Below are 17288 nucleotides of genomic sequence, written 5' to 3' on the forward strand. Positions count from 1 at the left end.
GCACGCCATGACCCGACGCTATTCCGCTCTGTCGCTGTTCAAGGAAGGTCTGGCCGGTCAGACCGGCTGGAAGCAAGCCTGGCGCTCGCCCGAACCGAAGCCAACCTATGATGCGATCGTCATCGGCGGCGGCGGCCATGGGCTGGCAACGGCCTACTATCTGGCAAAGAACCACAACATCGCCAGGGTCGCCGTACTGGAAAAAGGCTGGATCGGCGGCGGCAACACCGGCCGCAACACCACCGTGGTGCGCTCCAACTACTATTATCCGCAAAGCGTCGAGCTCTACGGGCTGGCACACCGGCTGTATGAGGGGCTCTCCAAGGACCTGAACTACAATGTGATGCTGTCGCAGCGCGGCATGGTCAATCTCTGCCACTCGACCGGCGAGATGGAGATCGGTGCGCGCACCGTCAACGCCATGCAGATCAACGGCATCGACGCGGAGCTGTTTTCGCCCGAGGATGTGCGGCGCGTGGCGCCGATCTACAATTTTTCGCCTGATGCGCGTTTCCCGGTGTTTGGCGGCATCTGGCAGGGTCGCGCAGGCACAGCCCGCCACGACGCCGTCGCCTGGGGCTATGCGCGGGCGGCAAGCCGGCTCGGCGTCGACATCATCCAGAACTGCGAGATCACCGACTTCATCATCGAGGGCGGCCGCTGCCGCGGCGTGCAGACGACGCGCGGCGCCATCCGCGCCGATCGCACCGGCATGGCGGTGGCAGGACATTCCTCGGTGCTGGGGACCAAGGCCGGCTTCCGGCTGCCGATCAATTCCTATGCGCTGCAAGCCTGCGTTACCGAGCCGGTGAAACCGATCCTCGATACGGTGGTGCTGTCGCCCGGCTGCGGCGTCTATGTCAGCCAGTCGGACAAGGGCGAGATCGTCATCGGCGGCGGGCTAGACCGCATCCCGTCCTATGCGCAGCGCGGCAATCTGCCGACGCTGGAGACGGTCATCGCCGGGCTGCTGGAGATGTTCCCGATCTTCGGCCAGCTCAAGCTGATGCGGCAATGGGCGGGGATCGTCGACGTCGTCCCGGACTCTTCGCCGATCATCGGCGAATCGCCCTTGCCCAACCTCTTCCTCAATTGCGGCTGGGGCACGGGCGGCTTCAAGGCCATCCCCGCCGGCGGCACGCTGCTGGCGCACTTGCTGGCGACAGGCAAGCACAACGACATCAGCCGCCCTTTCGACCTCGACCGCTTCGCCAGCGGACGGCTGATCGACGAAGCGGCCGGCTCCGGCATCGCGCACTGATGCATGTCGCCCAAAAGTGCGCAGCGGTTTTGGGGTAACGACATGCATAGAGGCAAAGACTAGAGGATCTTATGCAGCTTTTCCCTTGCCCGTTTTGCGGCCCGCGCGACGAGACCGAGTTCCACTATGGCGGCGATGCCGGCAACGCGAGGCCGGACGGCACCCAGGTGCCGATCGACCGTTGGGCAAACTATCTCTATCTGCGCTCCAATCCGAAGGGCACGGCGCGCGAAATCTGGGTTCACATGACTTGCGGCGAGTTCTTCGTCATGGACCGTGACACCGTCACCCACAATGTGCTGTCCTCGGCCACTCTTGGCGGGGAGCACGTGGCGTGACCGCCTCGCGTCTTGCCACCGGCGGCAGCGCCATCGACCGCTCGCGCCCGATCCGCTTCAGCTTCGACGGCGCCACCGTGCACGGCTTTGCCGGCGACACCATCGCCTCGGCGCTGCTGGCCGGTGATATCGCGGTCGTCGGCCGCAGCTTCAAATACCACCGCCCACGTGGCATCTGGGGCGCCGGCGTCGAGGAACCGAACGCGCTGGTGGATGTCGGCGGCCCCCGGGCGACGCCGAACACCCGCGCCACGACCGAGCCGGCGCGCGACGGGCTGGTGGCGAAAAGCGTCAACGCCACGCCCAATGCGCTGGCCGACCGCAACGCCTTCCTCGATCGCTTTTCGCGCTTCATTCCGGCGGCGTTCTACTACAAGACCTTCATGTGGCCGGACTGGCATATGTTCGAGCCGCGCATCCGTGCCATGGCGGGGCTGGGCAAGGTCGATACGGACTGGACCTCGCCAGGCACATCAGACCAGATCAATCATCATTGCGACGTGCTGGTGGTGGGCGCCGGACCGGCCGGACTGGCGGCGGCAAGGCTGGCGGCCGGCACGGGTCTGTCCGTCATGCTTGTCGACGACCAGCCTAAGCCTGGCGGATCGCTCGGCCATCGCGCGGGCGGGATCGACGGCAAGCCGGCGGCCGTCTGGGTCGAGGAGACGGTTGCGGAGCTGACCGCTGGCGGTCACCTGATCCTGCCATCCACCACCGCCTTCGGCATCTACGACCACAATCTGGTCGGACTGAACCAGCGCCATCCCGACGGCCGGCCGGACACGTTGTGGCGGGTCCGACCACGCCAGATCGTGCTGGCGACCGGCGCCATCGAGCGGCCGCTACCCTTTGCCAACAATGACCTGCCGGGCATCCTATCGGCGGATGCGGCACTCGCCTATCTCCGGCGGCATGCAGTGCTGGTCGGCCGCCGCATCGTCGTCGCCACCAACAATGACAGCGCCTACGAAGTCGCGGGAGCGCTCGCCGAGGCCGGCGCCGAAGTCACGCTCGTCGACATCAGGCGCGAAGGCATGCCCGCCACACCCGCCAAGGTGCGATTGATCAAGGGGCGGGCGCTGGCCGCTGCCAACGGCAAGCTGCGTGTCGAGGGCGTGACGCTGGATGACGGCACCAGGCTCGATGCCGACTGCGTGCTGGTCTCGGGCGGCTGGACGCCAACCATTCATCTCTTCGGCCAGGCCAGGGGCAAGCTTGCCTGGAGCGAGGCGCGCGCCGCCTTCCTGCCGGGCGATCCGGTCGACGGCATTGCCGTTGTCGGCGCGGCCGCCGGCGCGGTTTCCTTGTCGGAGGTGTTTGCCAACTCAGCGAAGGCGGTTGCATCGTTTGGCCAGACGAAAGCAGCAATGCCGCGCAGCACCGGACCGGAGGCGACGGGCGGCATAACAGCGGCATGGCCGATGCCTGGTTCGAAGGGGCGCATCTGGATCGACTATCAGAACGACGTGACGGTGAAGGACGTCGAACTGGCGGCACGCGAAAACTTCGTCTCGGTCGAACATCTGAAACGCTACACCACGCTCGGCATGGCGACCGACCAGGGCAAGACCTCCAACCTGCCCGGCCTGGCGCTGATGGCTGGGATCACCGGCCGCACGGTGCCGGAGGTCGGCACCACCACCTATCGCCCGCCATTCACGCCGGTGCCGCTGGCGAGCTTTTCCGGTGCGCGCGCCGGCGAGTTGATGGCGCCGGTGCGCCGGCTGCCGCTGGAGAGTGTGCACCGCGACAGCGGCGCGCTCTTCCAGGAATATGGCGGCTGGCTTCGCCCGGCTCACTATGGCGGTCGCGACGCCGGTGCGGATGGCGCCATTCAGTACGAAGCGTTGCGCGCCCGCCAGTCGGTCGCGCTGTTCGATGGTTCGACACTCGGCAAGATCGAGGTGATCGGGCCGCAGGTCGCCGAGTTCGTCGATTTCATCTACTACAACACCATGTCGACGCTGAAGCCGGGCCGCTGTCGCTACGGCTTCATGCTGTCGGAGAACGGCGTGGTCTTCGATGACGGCGTGCTGGTGCGGCTGGACGAGCATCGCTTCATCGTGTCGTGTTCGTCCTCGCATGTTGCCGCGGTGCATGCGCGGCTGGAAGAATGGCGCCAGGACCGCTTTGGCCGCGACGCGGTCCATATCCACAACGCCACCGCCGAAATGGCGACGCTGACCGTCTCGGGGCCGAATGCGCGGAAGCTGCTCCAAACGCTGGATTTCGGCCTCTCGCTCGACGACGCCGACCTGCCGCATATGGCGATCGGCCATGGCACCTATGCCGGTGACGAGGTCCGCATCGCCCGCGTCAGTTTTACCGGCGACAGGAGTTACGAGATTTCCATCCGGGCTGATCGCGCCGAGCCGCTATGGGCGCATCTGCGCCAGGCCGGTCAAGCCTTCGATGCCACTGTCATCGGCCTTGAGGCTTTGATGATCCTGCGCGCCGAGAAAGGTTTCATCGTCATCGGCAAGGACACTGACGGCACCACCCTGCCGCACGATCTCGGCCTCGAGGGTCCGCGCGCCAAACGCCAGACCGAGTTCGTCGGCCGCCGCTCGCTGTTCACCGAGGAGGCCTCGCGCGGCGACCGCCTGCAGCTTGTCGGGCTGACGGTGCCCCAAGGTGAAGCCCCGCTGCCGACTGGCGCGCACGGCATCAGACGCAGCGACGGCAAGCTACACAGCCAGGGCTTTGTCACATCGAGCTACCAGAGCCCGACACTCGGAAGGCCGGTCGCGCTTGGCCTGATCGAACGCGGCGCGGCCCGCCACGGCGAGGCGATCGAAATCCAGCATCTCGGCAAGGTCCGGACGGCGACGATTGCCGCGCCTTGCGCCTTTGACCCGGCAGGAGAGCGGCTGCATGCGTGATCTCGCGGAAAAATGGTCCGTCGCGCCGGACTGGCAGTCGGCGGTCATCACCGCGCCCGGCCTTGTGGTGCGCACGATCTCGGATCTCAATCAGCTGCTGGTCAGCGGCGATCTCGATGCCTGGGCGCGGGTATCCGGCGTGGACGGGACTGGCGTAGGTGCGTTTGGGGCGACGCAGGGCCACCGCTATGCGGCGCGGCTGGCGCGCGACCGGCTGCTGGCCGTGTCGAACAGTCCGCTCGCTATCGCCAAGGGCTGGCACGCAGAAGGCTTCGCCGTGACGGAGATCAGCGCCGGGCTGCACGTGTTCGAAGCCGAGGACCCGGCGCTCAACGCTTTCATCGCACGTGGAACGACGCTCGACCCCAGCCAAGCGAGTGCGAGTGCCGCGCTTTCCTTCGCCGGCATCAGCGCCGTCGTCTATCGCCATCAGGACAGGCTGCGCATCCATGTCGACCGCGGTCTCGCCGCCTATCTCTGGACGTGGATGGAGCAGGCCGCCGGCCATATCGCGGCCGGTTCATCAAATTAGCCAGCCTTGATCGCGCTCAGAGCGTGAACGACCAGAACAGGCACGCCAGCGTCGCGGCGGCGAAAACCACGAAGAACAGGCTGCGCAGCAGCACGTTGCGGCGCAGTTCGTTCATGACGAAGTGACAACCGACCACCGCCACGGCAAAGAGGAACCGCCAGTTCAGCAGTGCCCACAGGGCACTGCCCTGACCAAAGGCCCATCGGGCGACGAGACCTCCGACGATGGTCGCAAGCAGCACGATCACCGTCCAGAACAGGGCGTCGGCGGCATGGGTCAGGACAATGCTGGCCGCGCGGATCGGCAGGATCATCATCAACAGCGCGCTGAAGAAATAAACGGCCGCCAGCGGAATGAACGTCCCGGCATCGGCGATGCCGTCGAGACGCCTGACGCCGATCGCACCGTAGGGATAGCCGTGCCTGGCCACCGCCAGGCTCAACGCCATGAGCAGAGCGGTCAGCACGGCGACGAGTGCGAAGGTCGTGAGGGCTTTGCTCATGATGTTCCTGTCCCAAACGAATCAGACAGGAACAGATGTAACCGGCGGTCGTAAATTGCGCGTAAGCGAAGTTGCCGCAGTGCGGATTTCGGTTTGGCGAAGAGGTCGCCCGGGCCGGCCTCTTCGTCTCGGAACGCAGGCTCGACCGGGTTGACGATACCCTGGTGACGACGGTCGGCGGGATTGGCAGCCGTCCTTCAAGCTCGGTTCGGCCGCCTTCGAACCGGCCTGAAACCCGGCCTATCAAACACGCGGCATTCCAATATAACCTGATCATTTCTGGTGAACGAAGACGCGGATTTTCCATGGACCTAGATCCTTCGACGCTCAATCGGGCTCATCCGCTGCGCGATCAGATCTATCACCAGATCCGCAACCAGATCGTCGTCGGGCAGATGAAGCCGGGAGAAGTGATCAACGAGGTGGCTATCGCTGAAGCGCTCGGCGTCTCGCGCACCCCCGTGCGCGAAGCGGTCAAGCGGATCAGCGATGAGGGCCTGGTCAAGATCTTGGCGCAGACCGGCACCTATGTCGCGCCGATCAGCCGGGCCGACCTGGAAGAAGCCTATGTCATCCGGCGGGCCCTGGAGATGGAAAGCGCCAGGCGCGCGGCCGCCAAGTTCACGGCGGCAGCCAGCGCGCTGCTGGAAGACAATATGGCGGCGCACCGGCTTGCCATATCGCGCGGCAGATATGCCACGGCAATACAGCTCGACGACATCTTTCATCGCACCATCGCCGAGATCTGCGGCATGCCGATGATCTGGCGGGCCGTAGACATTTCCAAGGCGCAGATGGATCGCGGCCGCTATCTCGCCATTCCCAAGCCCGGCTACGGCGAACAGACGATCGAGCAGCATGAGGCCATTCTCGACGCGCTCAAGCGCCACGACGCCGAGGGCGCCGCGCAAGCGATGGAACACCATCTCGAAACGTCTTTATGCAACACGCTCGAGGTCGCCGCCGATCTCCTCGGCTGACAGCCGCGCTCGCGCATTCCGCGCGGCCGCCTGCCGGAGGGCGACGAGGCCGCCGTCATGGTCGGCTGGGTCGAGATGATTACATCCGGCAACCGCCTTCAGCCGTCGCGAAGCTTCTCTTTCGCAATTCGCCAGGCCTGCTCCACATGTCGTCGGGCGGCTGCTTCGGCGTCATCGCCGCGATGCGACTTGATGGCGTTCATGATGACGGTCATTTCGGCGATCGCGGCTTCGCGACGGTTCGCCGAAGCGATCGTCATGGAACGCAGGTGGTTGATGCGGACGTTCAGGCCCTGGACGATCTCCCAGGCGATGCGCTTGTCGGCGGCATCGAAAAGCACTTCGTAGAATTTCGTCGTCGCCCGCATCACTTCGATCGGCTTCGCCGACGCCCACGCCTCAAGCAGGTTTTGCAACGACCGTTCGAGGTCCGCGATCTGATCATCCGTCGCCGTCAGGGCGGCGGCACGCGCCGCGATGCCTTCCATCAGCGCGCGCAATTCATAAATCTCGTCGGTGCGGCTGAGATCGGGCCGGGCGACGGCGGGTCCATGACCCGGTATCATCTGGACGAGGCCTTCCGTCTCCAACTGCCGCAGGACTTCGCGCACAACCGAGCGGCTGACCCCCAGCTGGTCGCAAAGCGGTCGCTCGACCAGCCTTTCGCCGGGCTGGAAATGGAACTCCATGATCGCTTCGCGCATGCGCTCTAGCGCCAGCGTTCTGAGCGTCTTGGTGGACCGTTCGATCCTGAGCGTGTCGTCGGCCAATTCACGTACCTCCAAGAATGCAAAGAACAGATTCGGCGATCCGTTGACAAGTGTTTTGGTCTTCAATAGTATGGTATACCATAAGATGATCGGCAGAAAGAGGAACCTTGTCTGGACCTCGGCCCCGGTCGAGCCCCGAGGATTCCATGAAGCCGGCCATCCGAAAAATAGTCACCCATGTCGAGAATACCCTGATCGAAGGCGGCAAGGCGGCCCCCCGGCCGCTGCGCCTGATCGGCGTCGCGGCGGTGCTCGACAATCCGTGGGCCGGGCGCGGGTTCACCGAAGATCTTTCCCCCCATATCCGTGCCTATGCGCCGGTCCTGGGGGAGATGCTGACCCGTGAGATTCTCGCGGTCGCGGGATCCGGCGAAGCCATCGAGGGCTACGGCAAGGCCGCCATTTGCGGCACGGCAGGCGAAATCGAGCATGCTTCGGCGCTCATCCACACGCTGCATTTCGGCAATCACTATCGCCGTGCCGTCGGCGCCAAAACATATCTCGCGTTCACCAACCTGCGCGGCGGGCCGAACACGCCGATTATGATCCCGCTGATGGACAAGAACGACGAAGGCCGACGCTCGCATTACCTGACGGTGCATTTCCAGATCGGCGACGCGCCCGCACCCGACGAACTGGTGGTAGCCCTCGGCGCCTCGATCGGCGGCCGCCCGCATCATCGCATCGGCGACCGCTATCAGGATCTCAAGGAAGTTGGAGACCTGCATGGCTGAATCGTCGGCCTGGCATCGCGCAACGGCGCCTGACGGCACCAGCTTCATCCGTGCCGGCTCGGGCGCGCCGGTCCTGCTCATCCACGGTGTCGGCATGAACGCCGCGATCTGGGAACCGCAGATCGCGCGGATGAAGGACCGATGGGATGTCATCGCCATCGACATGCTGGGGCATGGCCAGTCACCGCTGCCGCCAGCGAATGCCGACCTTGCCGACTATGCCGCGCAGGCAATCCGGCTGCTCGATCATCTGGCCATTGGCGCCGTCTCTATCATCGGTCATTCGATGGGCTCGCTGGTCGGACAGGAGATTGCTCTCAACGCGCCCGAACGGGTGCGCGGCGTCATCTCACTCAACGCGGTCTTCCGCCGCCCGGCGGACCTTGCCGAGGCAGTGCGCGGGCGCGCCGCCGAATTAAATGGCGCGGGCAACCTGTCGGGAACGGACGCGACGATCGCACGCTGGTTCGGCGACCCGGTTCCCGACGAACTGGCCGAGGCCGCAAGGACGACACGCGCGGCATTGGAAAGCGTCGATCCGGAAGGCTATGCGCGCACCTATCGGCTCTTCGCCCATGCGGATGCGGCGCATGTCGATCGTCTTCCCGGCCTTGCCATGCCGGCATTGTTCATGACCGGCGCCGAGGACAGGAACTCCTCGCCGGCGATGTCGGCGGCGATGGCCCGTCTCGCGCCGCGCGGCCAGTGCGAGGTCCTGGAAGGCGAGCGGCATATGATGGCCGTCGCCTCACCGGAAAAGGTCACACGCCAGATAACCGCTTTTCTTGAAAGCGTGGACGGTGGCGCCGGCCTCCAGCCCGCCTTCGACGCTGGCGAATTCAGGCGGGCGCTTGGTTCCTTCCTGACCGGCGTGACCATCGTCACGACGATCGGAGCGGAAGGAGAGCCGCGCGGCTTCACGGCGAATTCGTTCACCTCGGTGTCGCTCGATCCACCACTCGTGCTGGTCTGCATCGCCAAGAAGGCGATGGGTCACCCCGTGTTTTCAACCTCGAAGGGCTTTGCCATCAACGTCCTTTCGGAGGGACAGAAGGCCGCCTCCGGCGTTTTCGCGTCGAAAGCGCCGGACAAGTTCTCGGCTGTCGAATGGCGCGCCGGCCGAACCGGCAGCCCGCTGCTCGACGGCTCGGTCGCGGCCTTCGACTGCGACCTCGACCAGCTGGTCGACGCCGGCGACCATTCCATCCTCATCGGCCGCGTCCGCGACTTTTCCCACAATGGCGCCCAGCCGCTGGGCTACTGCCGGGGTGCCTATGTTGCCCCCGGCCTCAGCCAGGAGGCACTGGCGGCAGCGCCGCCGGACATGGAAGTCGGAGCCATACTGGAAGACGAGGGCCGCGTGCTGTTCTTCGAAACCGCCGATGGTTTTCATCAATTGCCGGCGGGCCGCGGACTGGGTACGGCGAGCGACGCCAAAAGCCTCAAGGGCCGTCTCGCCGCCTCGGCGGTCAACGCCCAGCTCGGGTTCCTGTTCGCCGTCTGGGACGACACGGCGACGCCGTCGCGCACCCATGTCTATTACCGCGGCTCGGTCGACGCGCCCGCTTCCGGCAACAGTCAGGTCCGGCTCGTCGACATCGATCGCATCGCGCAACTCAGGATCGCCGATCCGGCGGTACGGTCGATGCTTGCCCGCTATGCCCGCGAACGCACGGAAGACGCTTTCGGGGTCTATGTCGGCAACGAGATCGAAGGCGAGGTCCAGCCTTTGGCAAGGCCGGCCGCGCAGCCTGCAATTCGGGGTAGACAAGCATGAAGTTTTCGCTGTTCGTCCATATGGAACGCTCGGACCTGGCAAAGCCGCACGCCGAGCTTATCGACGAGCTCGAGGAGCTCGTCCTAATGGCCGAGGAGGCCGGTTTCGAGACTGCCTGGATCGGCGAGCATCACGGCATGGAATTCACCATCTCGCCGAATCCGTTCATCAACATCGCCTATCTCGGCGCCAGGACGAAGCGCATCCGGCTCGGCACCGGGACGGTCATCGCGCCGTTCTGGCATCCGATCAAACTCGCCGGTGAAGCGGCCATGGCTGACCTCGCGACGCGAGGCCGGCTCGACGTCGGCATCGCCCGCGGCGCCTACAGCTACGAATATGAAAGACTTTTCCCGGGGCTCGACGCCTGGGGCGCGGGCCAGCGCATGCGCGAGATCATTCCCGCCATCAAGGGCTTGTGGAAAGGTGACTTCGAATTGTCCGGGCAGTTCTGGACGTTTCCCTCCACCACCTCCTCGCCCAAGCCGGTGCAGGAACCGCACCCGCCGATCTGGGTGGCGGCACGCGACCCGAACTCGCATGACTTCGCCGTTGCCAATGGCTGCAATGTCCAGGTGACGCCGCTCGCCTCCGGTGATGGCGAGGTCACCAGCCTGATGGAGCGCTTCAATGCGGCGTGCGCCGCGCACCCGGACACGGCGCGCCCCGACATCATGCTGCTGATGCATACATTCGTTGCCGAGGACGCCGCCGATGCCGAGCAACTGACGCGTGACCTGTCCCTGTTCTACTGCCAGTTCGGCGCCTGGTTCCAGAACAAGAAACCCGTTCGCCAAGGCATATTGGAAGCTCTCACCGACGACGAGATCGCGGCCATGCCGCAATACGCGCCGGACAAGATCCGCCAGAACCTCGTGATCGGCGAAGCCGAAGAGGTGATCGCCCGGCTGAAGGCATACGAGGCGCTCGGCTACGACCAGTACTCGATCTGGATCGACAGCGGCCTGCCGCACGAGCGCAAGAAGAAATCGCTGAAACTCTTCGTCGAAAAGGTGATGCCGGCCTTCCGTGACGGGGGTTCGCAATGACCCTCGTGGCCTTCAGCAACTTCATCGACGGAGCATTCGACGCGCCGACGGTCACCTTCGAAAGCATCGATCCGTCGACCGGAACGTCCTGGGCGACGATGCCGGCAGCGACGGAAGCCGATGTCGACCGCGCCGTCGCCGCGGCGCACCGGGCGCTGCACTCAGCCGCCTGGGCTTCGCTGACGGCGACGGCGCGCGGCAAGCTGCTGGTGCGTCTCGGCGATCTCGTCGTCGCCAATGCCGATCGGCTGGCGGAACTCGAGACGCGAGACACCGGCAAGATCATCCGCGAGACCCGCGCCCAGATCGCCTATGTCGGCGACTACTACCGCTATTATGGCGGGCTGGCCGACAAGCACGAAGGCTCGTTTGTCCCCATCGACAAGGCGGATATGGAAGTGACGATCCGGCCCGAGCCGATCGGCGTCGTCGCGGCGGTCGTGCCCTGGAATTCGCAACTCTTCCTGTCCGCCGTCAAGCTCGGGCCGGCACTGGCGGCTGGCTGCACTGTCGTTCTCAAAGCGTCAGAAGACGGCCCCGCCCCGCTGCTGGCCTTCGCTGAACTCGTCCATGAGGCCGGCTTCCCCGCTGGGACCGTGAACATCCTGACAGGCTTCGGACATGATTGCGGCCGCCGCCTGACAAGCCATCCGCTTGTCTCGCGCGTCGCCTTCACCGGAGGCCCGTCAACAGCGCGCGCCATCGTCAGCAACACGGCGGAAAACCTCGCCTATACGACGCTGGAACTCGGTGGAAAGAGCCCCGTCGTCGTCTTCGCCGATGCCGACCTGGACAGCGCCGCCAACGCGGTCGTCGCCGGAATTTTCGCCGCGTCCGGACAAAGCTGCGTCGCTGGCTCGCGGCTGCTGGTCGAGCGTTCGATAAAGGGCGAATTCCTGGACAGGCTCAAGCGCAAGGCCGAGGCCATCAGGATCGGAAATCCGCAGGATCCGGCCACCGAGATGGGGCCGCTGGCGACGGCACGTCAACGGGAATGGATCGAGAAGATCGTGGGTGCCAGCCTTGCCGGCGGGGGGCGGCTGATCACTGGCGGCGATAGACCCGCCGGTCACGACGGCGGCTTCTACTACGCACCAACCATCATCGATGCCCAGGACAATGCCGGGTTGCCCTGCGTGTGCGAGGAGCTGTTCGGCCCCGTGCTCAGCGTGCTCGCTTTCGACACCGAGGCCGAAGCGCTGGCGCTTGCCAACGACACGCCATTCGGCCTCGCCTCGGGCGTGTACACCGCCAATCTCGGCAAGGCCCATCGCATGGCGCGCGGCATCCATGCCGGCGTCGTCTGGGTCAATACCTACCGCGCCGTCTCGCCGCTGGTGCCGTTCGGCGGCTACGGCATGTCCGGGCTCGGCCGCGAGGGCGGGCTCGATGCAATCCGCGACTACACGCGCTCGAAATCGGTCTGGATACGGACATCGGACGAGCCGATCCCCGATCCGTTCGTCATGCGATGAGGGCAGCGCCACCACCACCGCGCAATTCCACAACAACAAGAAACCAAACAACCAACAGAGGAGAATGACATGAAACTGATTTTGGCCGGCATCCTGGCCGGGCTTCTGGCGGCCACCGCCGCACGCGCCGACGAAATGGTGTTCACCAGTTGGGGTGGGACCACCCAGGAGGCGCAGACAAAATCCTGGGCCGCGCCATTCGAAGCGAGTTCCGGCGTCAAGGTGCTGCAGGATGGGCCGACCGACTACGGCAAGCTGAAGGCCATGGTGGAAGGCGGCAGCGTCGCCTGGGACGTCGTCGACGTGGAAATGGATTTCGCCATCAAGGCGGCCAAGGACGGCCTGCTGGAGCCGATCGATTTCACCGTCGTGCCTAAAGCCGATCTCGATCCGCGCTTCACCACCGACCATGCCGTCGGCAGCTTCTACTATTCCTTCGTCCTGGCCTGGAACAAGGGGGCCGTGTCGGGCGAGCCGACAGGATGGGCCGACATGTTCGACCTGAAGAAATTTCCCGGCAAGCGCACCTTCTACAAATGGTCGGCGCCGGGCGTCATCGAGATCGCGCTTCTGGCCGATGGCGTGCCGGCCGACAAGCTCTATCCGCTCGACCTCGACCGGGCTTTCAAGAAGCTGGACACGATCAAGTCGGAAATCGTCTGGTGGGACAGCGGCGCGCAATCGCAGCAGCTGATCGCTTCCGGTGAAGCGGCCTTCGGGCAGCTCTGGAACGGGCGCGTCTTCGCCCTCAAGCAGGACGGCGCCGACGTCGGCGCGTCCTGGAACCAGAATATGACCGCCGCCGACGTTCTCGTCATTCCAAAGGGTTCGAAGAACAAGGCAAGCGCGATGAAATTCCTGGCTTCGGCGACGAGCCCGAAAGGCCAGGCGATGTTTGCCGAGGCAAGCGGCTATGCGCCCGTGAACACGGCAGCCAAGGCCGAGATGCCGGCCGATGTCGTCAAGTCGCTGCCGGACGCCTTCGTCGACGGCCAGATCAATCTCGACATGAACTACTGGGCTCAAAACCGCGACACGATCGCCCAGCGCTGGTATGCCTGGCAGGCCAAGTAGCAACCCTCACCGTGAACCGGCGGGACGCCGCAAGGCGTTCCGCCTGATGTGCCGGGATCATCGCCATGTCGGGCAATTTGCCTCATCGACCGCCAGTCTTGCGAAAGCCCGTCGTGCGAACACGACGCGGCCTCGGTGGTGCCTTGCCGGCGCTGATCATCGTAAGCCTGTTCTTCGTGGTGCCGGTCGTGGCGCTGCTGCTGCGCAGCGTCACTGAGCCCACGCCCGGCCTGCAGAATTATGCCATCCTGTTTGGCGACGGCACCTATGCGCGGGTGTTCTTCAACACCTTCCTGGTCGCCTCCATCGTCACCGCCGTCACCGTCATGGTGGCATTTCCGGTTGCCTGGACGCTGGCGATCATGCCGCCCGCCCTCGGCTCGATTGTCTTCGGCATCATCATCCTGTCGATGTGGACCAATCTGCTCACCCGAACCTATGCCTGGATGGTGCTGCTTCAGCGCACCGGTGTCATCAACAGGACATTGATGGATATCGGCTTGATCAGCGAACCGCTGCCTCTCATCAACAATCTTACCGGCGTCACCATCGGCATGGTCTACATCATGCTTCCCTTCATGATCCTGCCGCTGGTCGGAACCCTGCGCGCCATCGACCCGATGACGCTGCGCGCCGCCGCCCTGTGCGGCGCGAGCCCCCTCGACGCCTTTCGCCGGATATTGCTGCCCTTGTCGCTGCCGGGAATAGCCGCCGGCGGGCTGATGGTTTTCGTCATGTCGCTCGGCTATTTCGTGACGCCGACGCTGCTCGGCGGGACCTCCAACATGATGCTCGCCGGGATGATCGCCCAGATGATCCAGTCGCTGCTCAACTGGGGGCTGGGAAGCGCCGCCGCCTTCATCCTGCTTGTGGTGACCATGGCGCTCTACGCGCTGCAACTGCGCCTGGTCGGCACCCAACGCGTGACGGGAGGCGTCTGATGCTGCTCGACTACGACCGGCTGGGCTGGCTGCGCGGCGCCCTTCTGGCCTTCACTGGGCTTGTCGCCGCTTTCCTGCTGCTGCCGGTGGTCTTCATCGTACTCCTGTCCTTCGGATCGTCGCGGTGGCTGGCCTTTCCGCCGCCCGGCTGGACGCTGAAATGGTATGAGGAGCTTTTCGCCGAACCGGCCTGGCTCGAAGCGGCACTGACCAGCGCGCGTATTGCCACGATGGCGACGGTTCTCGCCGTGGTCATTGGACTTATGGCTTCCTTCGCCCTGGTCCGGGGAAAATTTCGCGGACGCGATGCCGTGCGCGGCCTTCTGCTGACGCCGATGGTCCTGCCGGTGGTCGTCTTCGCCATCGCCATCTACGCCTTCTTCCTGCGGATCGGGCTTGGCGGCACAACAGCAGGCTTCGTCATCGCCCACACGGTGCTCGCGCTCCCCTTTGCCATCATTCCCATCAGCGCGGCGCTCGAAGGTTTCGACAAGTCCATCGAGGACGCCGCGATCGTCTGCGGCGCCAGCCCGTTCGAGGCAAAGCTGCGGGTTACCTTGCCGTCCATCAAGATCGGCATCTTCTCGGCGGCGATCTTTGCCTTTCTCGCATCCTGGGACGAGGTCGTGGTCGCCATCTTCATGGCCAGCCCGACCTTGCAGACCTTGCCGGTCAAGATCTGGGGCAGCCTGCGCCAGGATCTGAGCCCGGTCATCGCCGCCGCTTCCAGCCTTCTCGTCCTGCTCACCCTGAGCCTGATGATCGTGACAGCACTGATCCGGCGGAAATTGTCGACATGACCGAACCGTTCCTCTCCATCCGCAATCTGCGCAAGACGTTCGGCAGCTTCGTTGCCGTGCACGATGTCACCATCGACATACCCAAGGGCGAATTCCTGACCTTCCTCGGTCCCTCGGGCTCGGGCAAGTCGACGACGCTCTACGCGATCGCCGGCTTTCAGGACCCGACATCCGGTGACGTTCTTCTCGAGGGCAGGTCGCTGCTTTCGGTGCCGTCGCACAAGCGCAATATCGGCATGGTGTTCCAACGCTATACGCTGTTCCAGCATCTCACCGTCGCCGAGAACGTCGCCTTTCCGCTGCGCGTGCGGCGCCGGCCGGACGCCGAGGTGAACCGAAAAGTCGCCGAGATGCTGTCGCTGGTGCGACTGGAGGGTTTCGGCGGCAGATATCCCGGCGCGCTGTCGGGCGGACAGCAGCAACGCGTCGCGCTTGCGCGGGCGCTTGCCTACGATCCGCCGATCCTTTTGATGGACGAGCCGCTGTCGGCTCTCGACAAGAAGCTGCGCGAGGAAATCCAGGCCGAGATACGGCGCATCCATCGCGAAACCGGCGTAACGATCCTTTACGTCACCCACGATCAGGACGAGGCCCTGCATCTTTCGGACCGCATCGCTCTGTTTCGGGACGGGCGCATCGCCCAGATCGGTACCGGCGAAGACCTCTATCTGAGACCCGCGTGCGAATTCGTCGCCAGCTTCATCGGCAATTCGAACTTCCTGCCGGCCGAGCATCTCCAGACCACGGATGGCGCGGCGACGATCCGCCTCGCGGACGGCTCAATCGTGTCGGGCGTCAAGGCCACCCAGGAGTTCGGCCAAGGCCAGAAAACCAGGCTGATGGTGCGGCCGGAAGCGTTTCGGCTGAGACCTGGCCCGGCCACTGCCGGGCTTGCGGTCGAGTTCATCGATGCCGCCTTCTTCGGCGAGCGGCGGCGCGTCGTCGCGCGCACCTCGGCCGGTCAGGAGATCGACGTCAGGCCGCCTTCGGACATGGCGAATGACCACGACGAAACCGCGCAGCAGAGCGGCCAGGTATTTTTCGATCCAGCCGCCGCATTCCTGTTTCCCGCCCTGCAGACGACCTAGCCCGGCAGGCTTTGCAGGGGTAGTTTTTCGACCGGATGAACCGGCGCAGGATCGCCATCTCCTGTGAACTTTGCCCGAAGCGCGTCGGCGTAGAGCCGGGCGAGCCCGGTGTGGCGCCGCCGCAAGTAATCCGACTGATCGAGCCGCCACAGCCGCTCGATATCCGCCATGATCGCCGGATTGCTCCACTTGGCATAGCCGCCCGCCGAATAGACGGTGATTTCGCCGGCGAACAGCCGCTCGTCGGTGACCAGAAAATCGACCCTGATATAGTCGAGGTCGCCGGCGATGCGCGGGGCGATGACAGCTGCCTGGCGAATGAATTCGACGAGGCGCGGCGTGACCGGCAGCGCCTGATCCTCACGCGGATAGTCGATATCACGCCCAGGCAAGGGATTGCCATCCAGATCGAACAGGCCGGACTTCAGCGCTTTCTTGTCCTCGGCCCGAACATGGCAGACAACGCCGCTGCACACCTGAACCTTGATTTCGGTGGCAATCTTGCCGCCGCTCAAAGGCAGCGCCTCCTCGACAAACGCCTCCGGCACGATCGACCAGTAAGCCCATTCGCCAAAGCGGCGCCCGTGGCGCTTGCCCAGCCAGCGCTTCATCTTGCGCAGGACGGTGGCGCGATCCGGCTCGCCGCCGGAAACGAGGAGGTTCATGTCGCAGCCATGGTTGGCCTTGACCATCACTTCGCCGGAAAACAGCGAGGACGGGATGCCGTCAGGGTCACGACCGCGCCACAAGGTCTCAGGCACCGGCAGTTCCGGGCAGGCGCGGCGGATGTAATCCTTGGCGGCCAGCTTGTCCGACAGCGTGACGAAGAGCGGATTGTGGTCGATCACTTTTCGCCACAGCATGCGCTCGTTGTAGCGTTCCGGCGCGGCGGGATTGGGCATGTAGCCAAGCCGCTTGAAGAACCGCATGACGAGAACCGGATGGCGGATCGTGATCAGCAGCCGCGCCGCCGCCAGAACGAGGCGGTGCCTTGACGAAAGCTCGGCATTCGTCCTCATCTCAAGCGCTCACACCCCGACGAGAATTCGGCCGCAGCCGATCCGATCGCTTCACCATGATTGTGC

The 17288-nt window shown here is 64.8% G+C and carries 16 protein-coding genes; 13 read left to right on the top strand and 3 right to left on the bottom strand.

Translation table 11 applies throughout. From position 1 onward, the window contains the following. Positions 1 to 7: 7 nt before the first annotated feature. The 4 genes from BLS48_RS19645 (at position 8) to BLS48_RS19660 (ending at position 5013) form a co-directional block, all read left to right on the top strand. Complete coding sequence (locus tag BLS48_RS19645; RefSeq protein WP_091580817.1) at positions 8 to 1261, top strand: sarcosine oxidase subunit beta; 1254 nt, start codon at positions 8 to 10, stop codon at positions 1259 to 1261. A 71-nt stretch (positions 1262 to 1332) separates the two neighbouring features. Next, positions 1333 to 1599, top strand: coding sequence for a sarcosine oxidase subunit delta (locus BLS48_RS19650; RefSeq protein ID WP_091580820.1), 267 nt, complete (start codon positions 1333 to 1335; stop codon positions 1597 to 1599). Beyond that, positions 1596 to 4481, top strand: a complete 2886-nt coding sequence (locus BLS48_RS19655; RefSeq protein WP_091580823.1) for a sarcosine oxidase subunit alpha family protein — start codon at positions 1596 to 1598, stop codon at positions 4479 to 4481. Before BLS48_RS19650 ends, BLS48_RS19655 begins: the two co-directional genes overlap by 4 nt. Beyond that, on the top strand, positions 4474 to 5013 hold the full coding sequence (locus tag BLS48_RS19660) for a hypothetical protein (RefSeq protein WP_091580826.1): 540 nt from the start codon (positions 4474 to 4476) through the stop codon (positions 5011 to 5013). Before BLS48_RS19655 ends, BLS48_RS19660 begins: the two co-directional genes overlap by 8 nt. A gap of 16 nt (positions 5014 to 5029) precedes the next feature. Here the strand turns inward: BLS48_RS19660 and BLS48_RS19665 are convergent, their stop codons facing one another. Continuing rightward, positions 5030 to 5515 (bottom strand): hypothetical protein, encoded by a 486-nt coding sequence (locus BLS48_RS19665; RefSeq protein WP_091580829.1) that lies wholly within the window; start codon positions 5513 to 5515, stop codon positions 5030 to 5032. Between the two features lie 305 nt (positions 5516 to 5820). Between BLS48_RS19665 and BLS48_RS19670 the strand changes: the two genes are divergently transcribed. After that, the gene (locus BLS48_RS19670; protein WP_091580832.1) at positions 5821 to 6495 is read left to right on the top strand and encodes a GntR family transcriptional regulator; all 675 of its coding nucleotides are present in this window, start codon (positions 5821 to 5823) and stop codon (positions 6493 to 6495) included. A 98-nt stretch (positions 6496 to 6593) separates the two neighbouring features. On the opposite strand, the gene BLS48_RS19675 is transcribed toward BLS48_RS19670, so the two are convergent. Further along, positions 6594 to 7265: a GntR family transcriptional regulator gene (locus BLS48_RS19675; protein ID WP_091581069.1), complete on the bottom strand. Its 672-nt coding sequence runs from the start codon at positions 7263 to 7265 to the stop codon at positions 6594 to 6596. Positions 7266 to 7411: 146 nt separating this feature from the next. On the opposite strand from BLS48_RS19675, the gene BLS48_RS19680 reads away from it, so the two are divergent. The 8 genes from BLS48_RS19680 (at position 7412) to BLS48_RS19715 (ending at position 16203) form a co-directional block, all read left to right on the top strand. Beyond that, entirely contained in the window at positions 7412 to 7999 is a 588-nt protein-coding gene (locus BLS48_RS19680) for an amino acid synthesis family protein (protein ID WP_091580835.1), read from the top strand. Continuing rightward, the gene (locus tag BLS48_RS36575) at positions 7992 to 9776 is read left to right on the top strand and encodes an alpha/beta fold hydrolase (RefSeq protein WP_091580837.1); all 1785 of its coding nucleotides are present in this window, start codon (positions 7992 to 7994) and stop codon (positions 9774 to 9776) included. Before BLS48_RS19680 ends, BLS48_RS36575 begins: the two co-directional genes overlap by 8 nt. After that, the gene (locus BLS48_RS19690) at positions 9773 to 10825 is read left to right on the top strand and encodes an LLM class flavin-dependent oxidoreductase (protein WP_091580840.1); all 1053 of its coding nucleotides are present in this window, start codon (positions 9773 to 9775) and stop codon (positions 10823 to 10825) included. The genes BLS48_RS36575 and BLS48_RS19690 overlap by 4 nt, the downstream gene beginning before the upstream one ends. Then, positions 10822 to 12300 (top strand): aldehyde dehydrogenase, encoded by a 1479-nt coding sequence (locus BLS48_RS19695; protein ID WP_091580844.1) that lies wholly within the window; start codon positions 10822 to 10824, stop codon positions 12298 to 12300. The genes BLS48_RS19690 and BLS48_RS19695 overlap by 4 nt, the downstream gene beginning before the upstream one ends. A gap of 69 nt (positions 12301 to 12369) precedes the next feature. Next, positions 12370 to 13374, top strand: coding sequence for an ABC transporter substrate-binding protein (locus BLS48_RS19700; protein ID WP_091580847.1), 1005 nt, complete (start codon positions 12370 to 12372; stop codon positions 13372 to 13374). Between the two features lie 65 nt (positions 13375 to 13439). Further along, on the top strand, positions 13440 to 14315 hold the full coding sequence (locus BLS48_RS19705; protein WP_091580849.1) for an ABC transporter permease: 876 nt from the start codon (positions 13440 to 13442) through the stop codon (positions 14313 to 14315). Then, a complete protein-coding gene (locus BLS48_RS19710) occupies positions 14315 to 15115 on the top strand; it encodes an ABC transporter permease (RefSeq protein ID WP_091580852.1) in 801 nt (266 codons plus the stop codon). The genes BLS48_RS19705 and BLS48_RS19710 overlap by 1 nt, the downstream gene beginning before the upstream one ends. After that, entirely contained in the window at positions 15112 to 16203 is a 1092-nt protein-coding gene (locus tag BLS48_RS19715; RefSeq protein WP_091580854.1) for an ABC transporter ATP-binding protein, read from the top strand. Before BLS48_RS19710 ends, BLS48_RS19715 begins: the two co-directional genes overlap by 4 nt. On the opposite strand, the gene BLS48_RS19720 is transcribed toward BLS48_RS19715, so the two are convergent. Then, complete coding sequence (locus BLS48_RS19720) at positions 16200 to 17222, bottom strand: ATP-grasp fold amidoligase family protein (protein WP_091580857.1); 1023 nt, start codon at positions 17220 to 17222, stop codon at positions 16200 to 16202. The genes BLS48_RS19715 and BLS48_RS19720 overlap by 4 nt on opposite strands. Positions 17223 to 17288: the final 66 nt, after the last annotated feature.

Origin of the sequence: Mesorhizobium qingshengii, from assembly GCF_900103325.1 — a bacterium.
Classification (GTDB): domain Bacteria; phylum Pseudomonadota; class Alphaproteobacteria; order Rhizobiales; family Rhizobiaceae; genus Mesorhizobium; species Mesorhizobium qingshengii.

Excerpts from the sequence above, each read along its gene's own strand:
- BLS48_RS19690 (WP_091580840.1), top strand. The coding sequence starts at position 9,773 with ATGAAGTTTTCGCTGTTCGTCCATATGGAACGCTCGGACCTGGCAAAG.
- BLS48_RS19645 (WP_091580817.1), top strand. The coding sequence starts at position 8 with ATGACCCGACGCTATTCCGCTCTGTCGCTGTTCAAGGAAGGTCTGGCC.
- BLS48_RS36575 (WP_091580837.1), top strand. The coding sequence starts at position 7,992 with ATGGCTGAATCGTCGGCCTGGCATCGCGCAACGGCGCCTGACGGCACC.
- BLS48_RS19650 (WP_091580820.1), top strand. The coding sequence starts at position 1,333 with ATGCAGCTTTTCCCTTGCCCGTTTTGCGGCCCGCGCGACGAGACCGAG.
- BLS48_RS19680 (WP_091580835.1), top strand. The coding sequence starts at position 7,412 with ATGAAGCCGGCCATCCGAAAAATAGTCACCCATGTCGAGAATACCCTG.
- BLS48_RS19700 (WP_091580847.1), top strand. The coding sequence starts at position 12,370 with ATGAAACTGATTTTGGCCGGCATCCTGGCCGGGCTTCTGGCGGCCACC.
- BLS48_RS19670 (WP_091580832.1), top strand. The coding sequence starts at position 5,821 with ATGGACCTAGATCCTTCGACGCTCAATCGGGCTCATCCGCTGCGCGAT.
- BLS48_RS19710 (WP_091580852.1), top strand. The coding sequence starts at position 14,315 with ATGCTGCTCGACTACGACCGGCTGGGCTGGCTGCGCGGCGCCCTTCTG.
- BLS48_RS19660 (WP_091580826.1), top strand. The coding sequence starts at position 4,474 with ATGCGTGATCTCGCGGAAAAATGGTCCGTCGCGCCGGACTGGCAGTCG.
- BLS48_RS19720 (WP_091580857.1), bottom strand. The coding sequence starts at position 17,222 with ATGAGGACGAATGCCGAGCTTTCGTCAAGGCACCGCCTCGTTCTGGCG.
- BLS48_RS19705 (WP_091580849.1), top strand. The coding sequence starts at position 13,440 with ATGTCGGGCAATTTGCCTCATCGACCGCCAGTCTTGCGAAAGCCCGTC.
- BLS48_RS19695 (WP_091580844.1), top strand. The coding sequence starts at position 10,822 with ATGACCCTCGTGGCCTTCAGCAACTTCATCGACGGAGCATTCGACGCG.
- BLS48_RS19715 (WP_091580854.1), top strand. The coding sequence starts at position 15,112 with ATGACCGAACCGTTCCTCTCCATCCGCAATCTGCGCAAGACGTTCGGC.
- BLS48_RS19665 (WP_091580829.1), bottom strand. The coding sequence starts at position 5,515 with ATGAGCAAAGCCCTCACGACCTTCGCACTCGTCGCCGTGCTGACCGCT.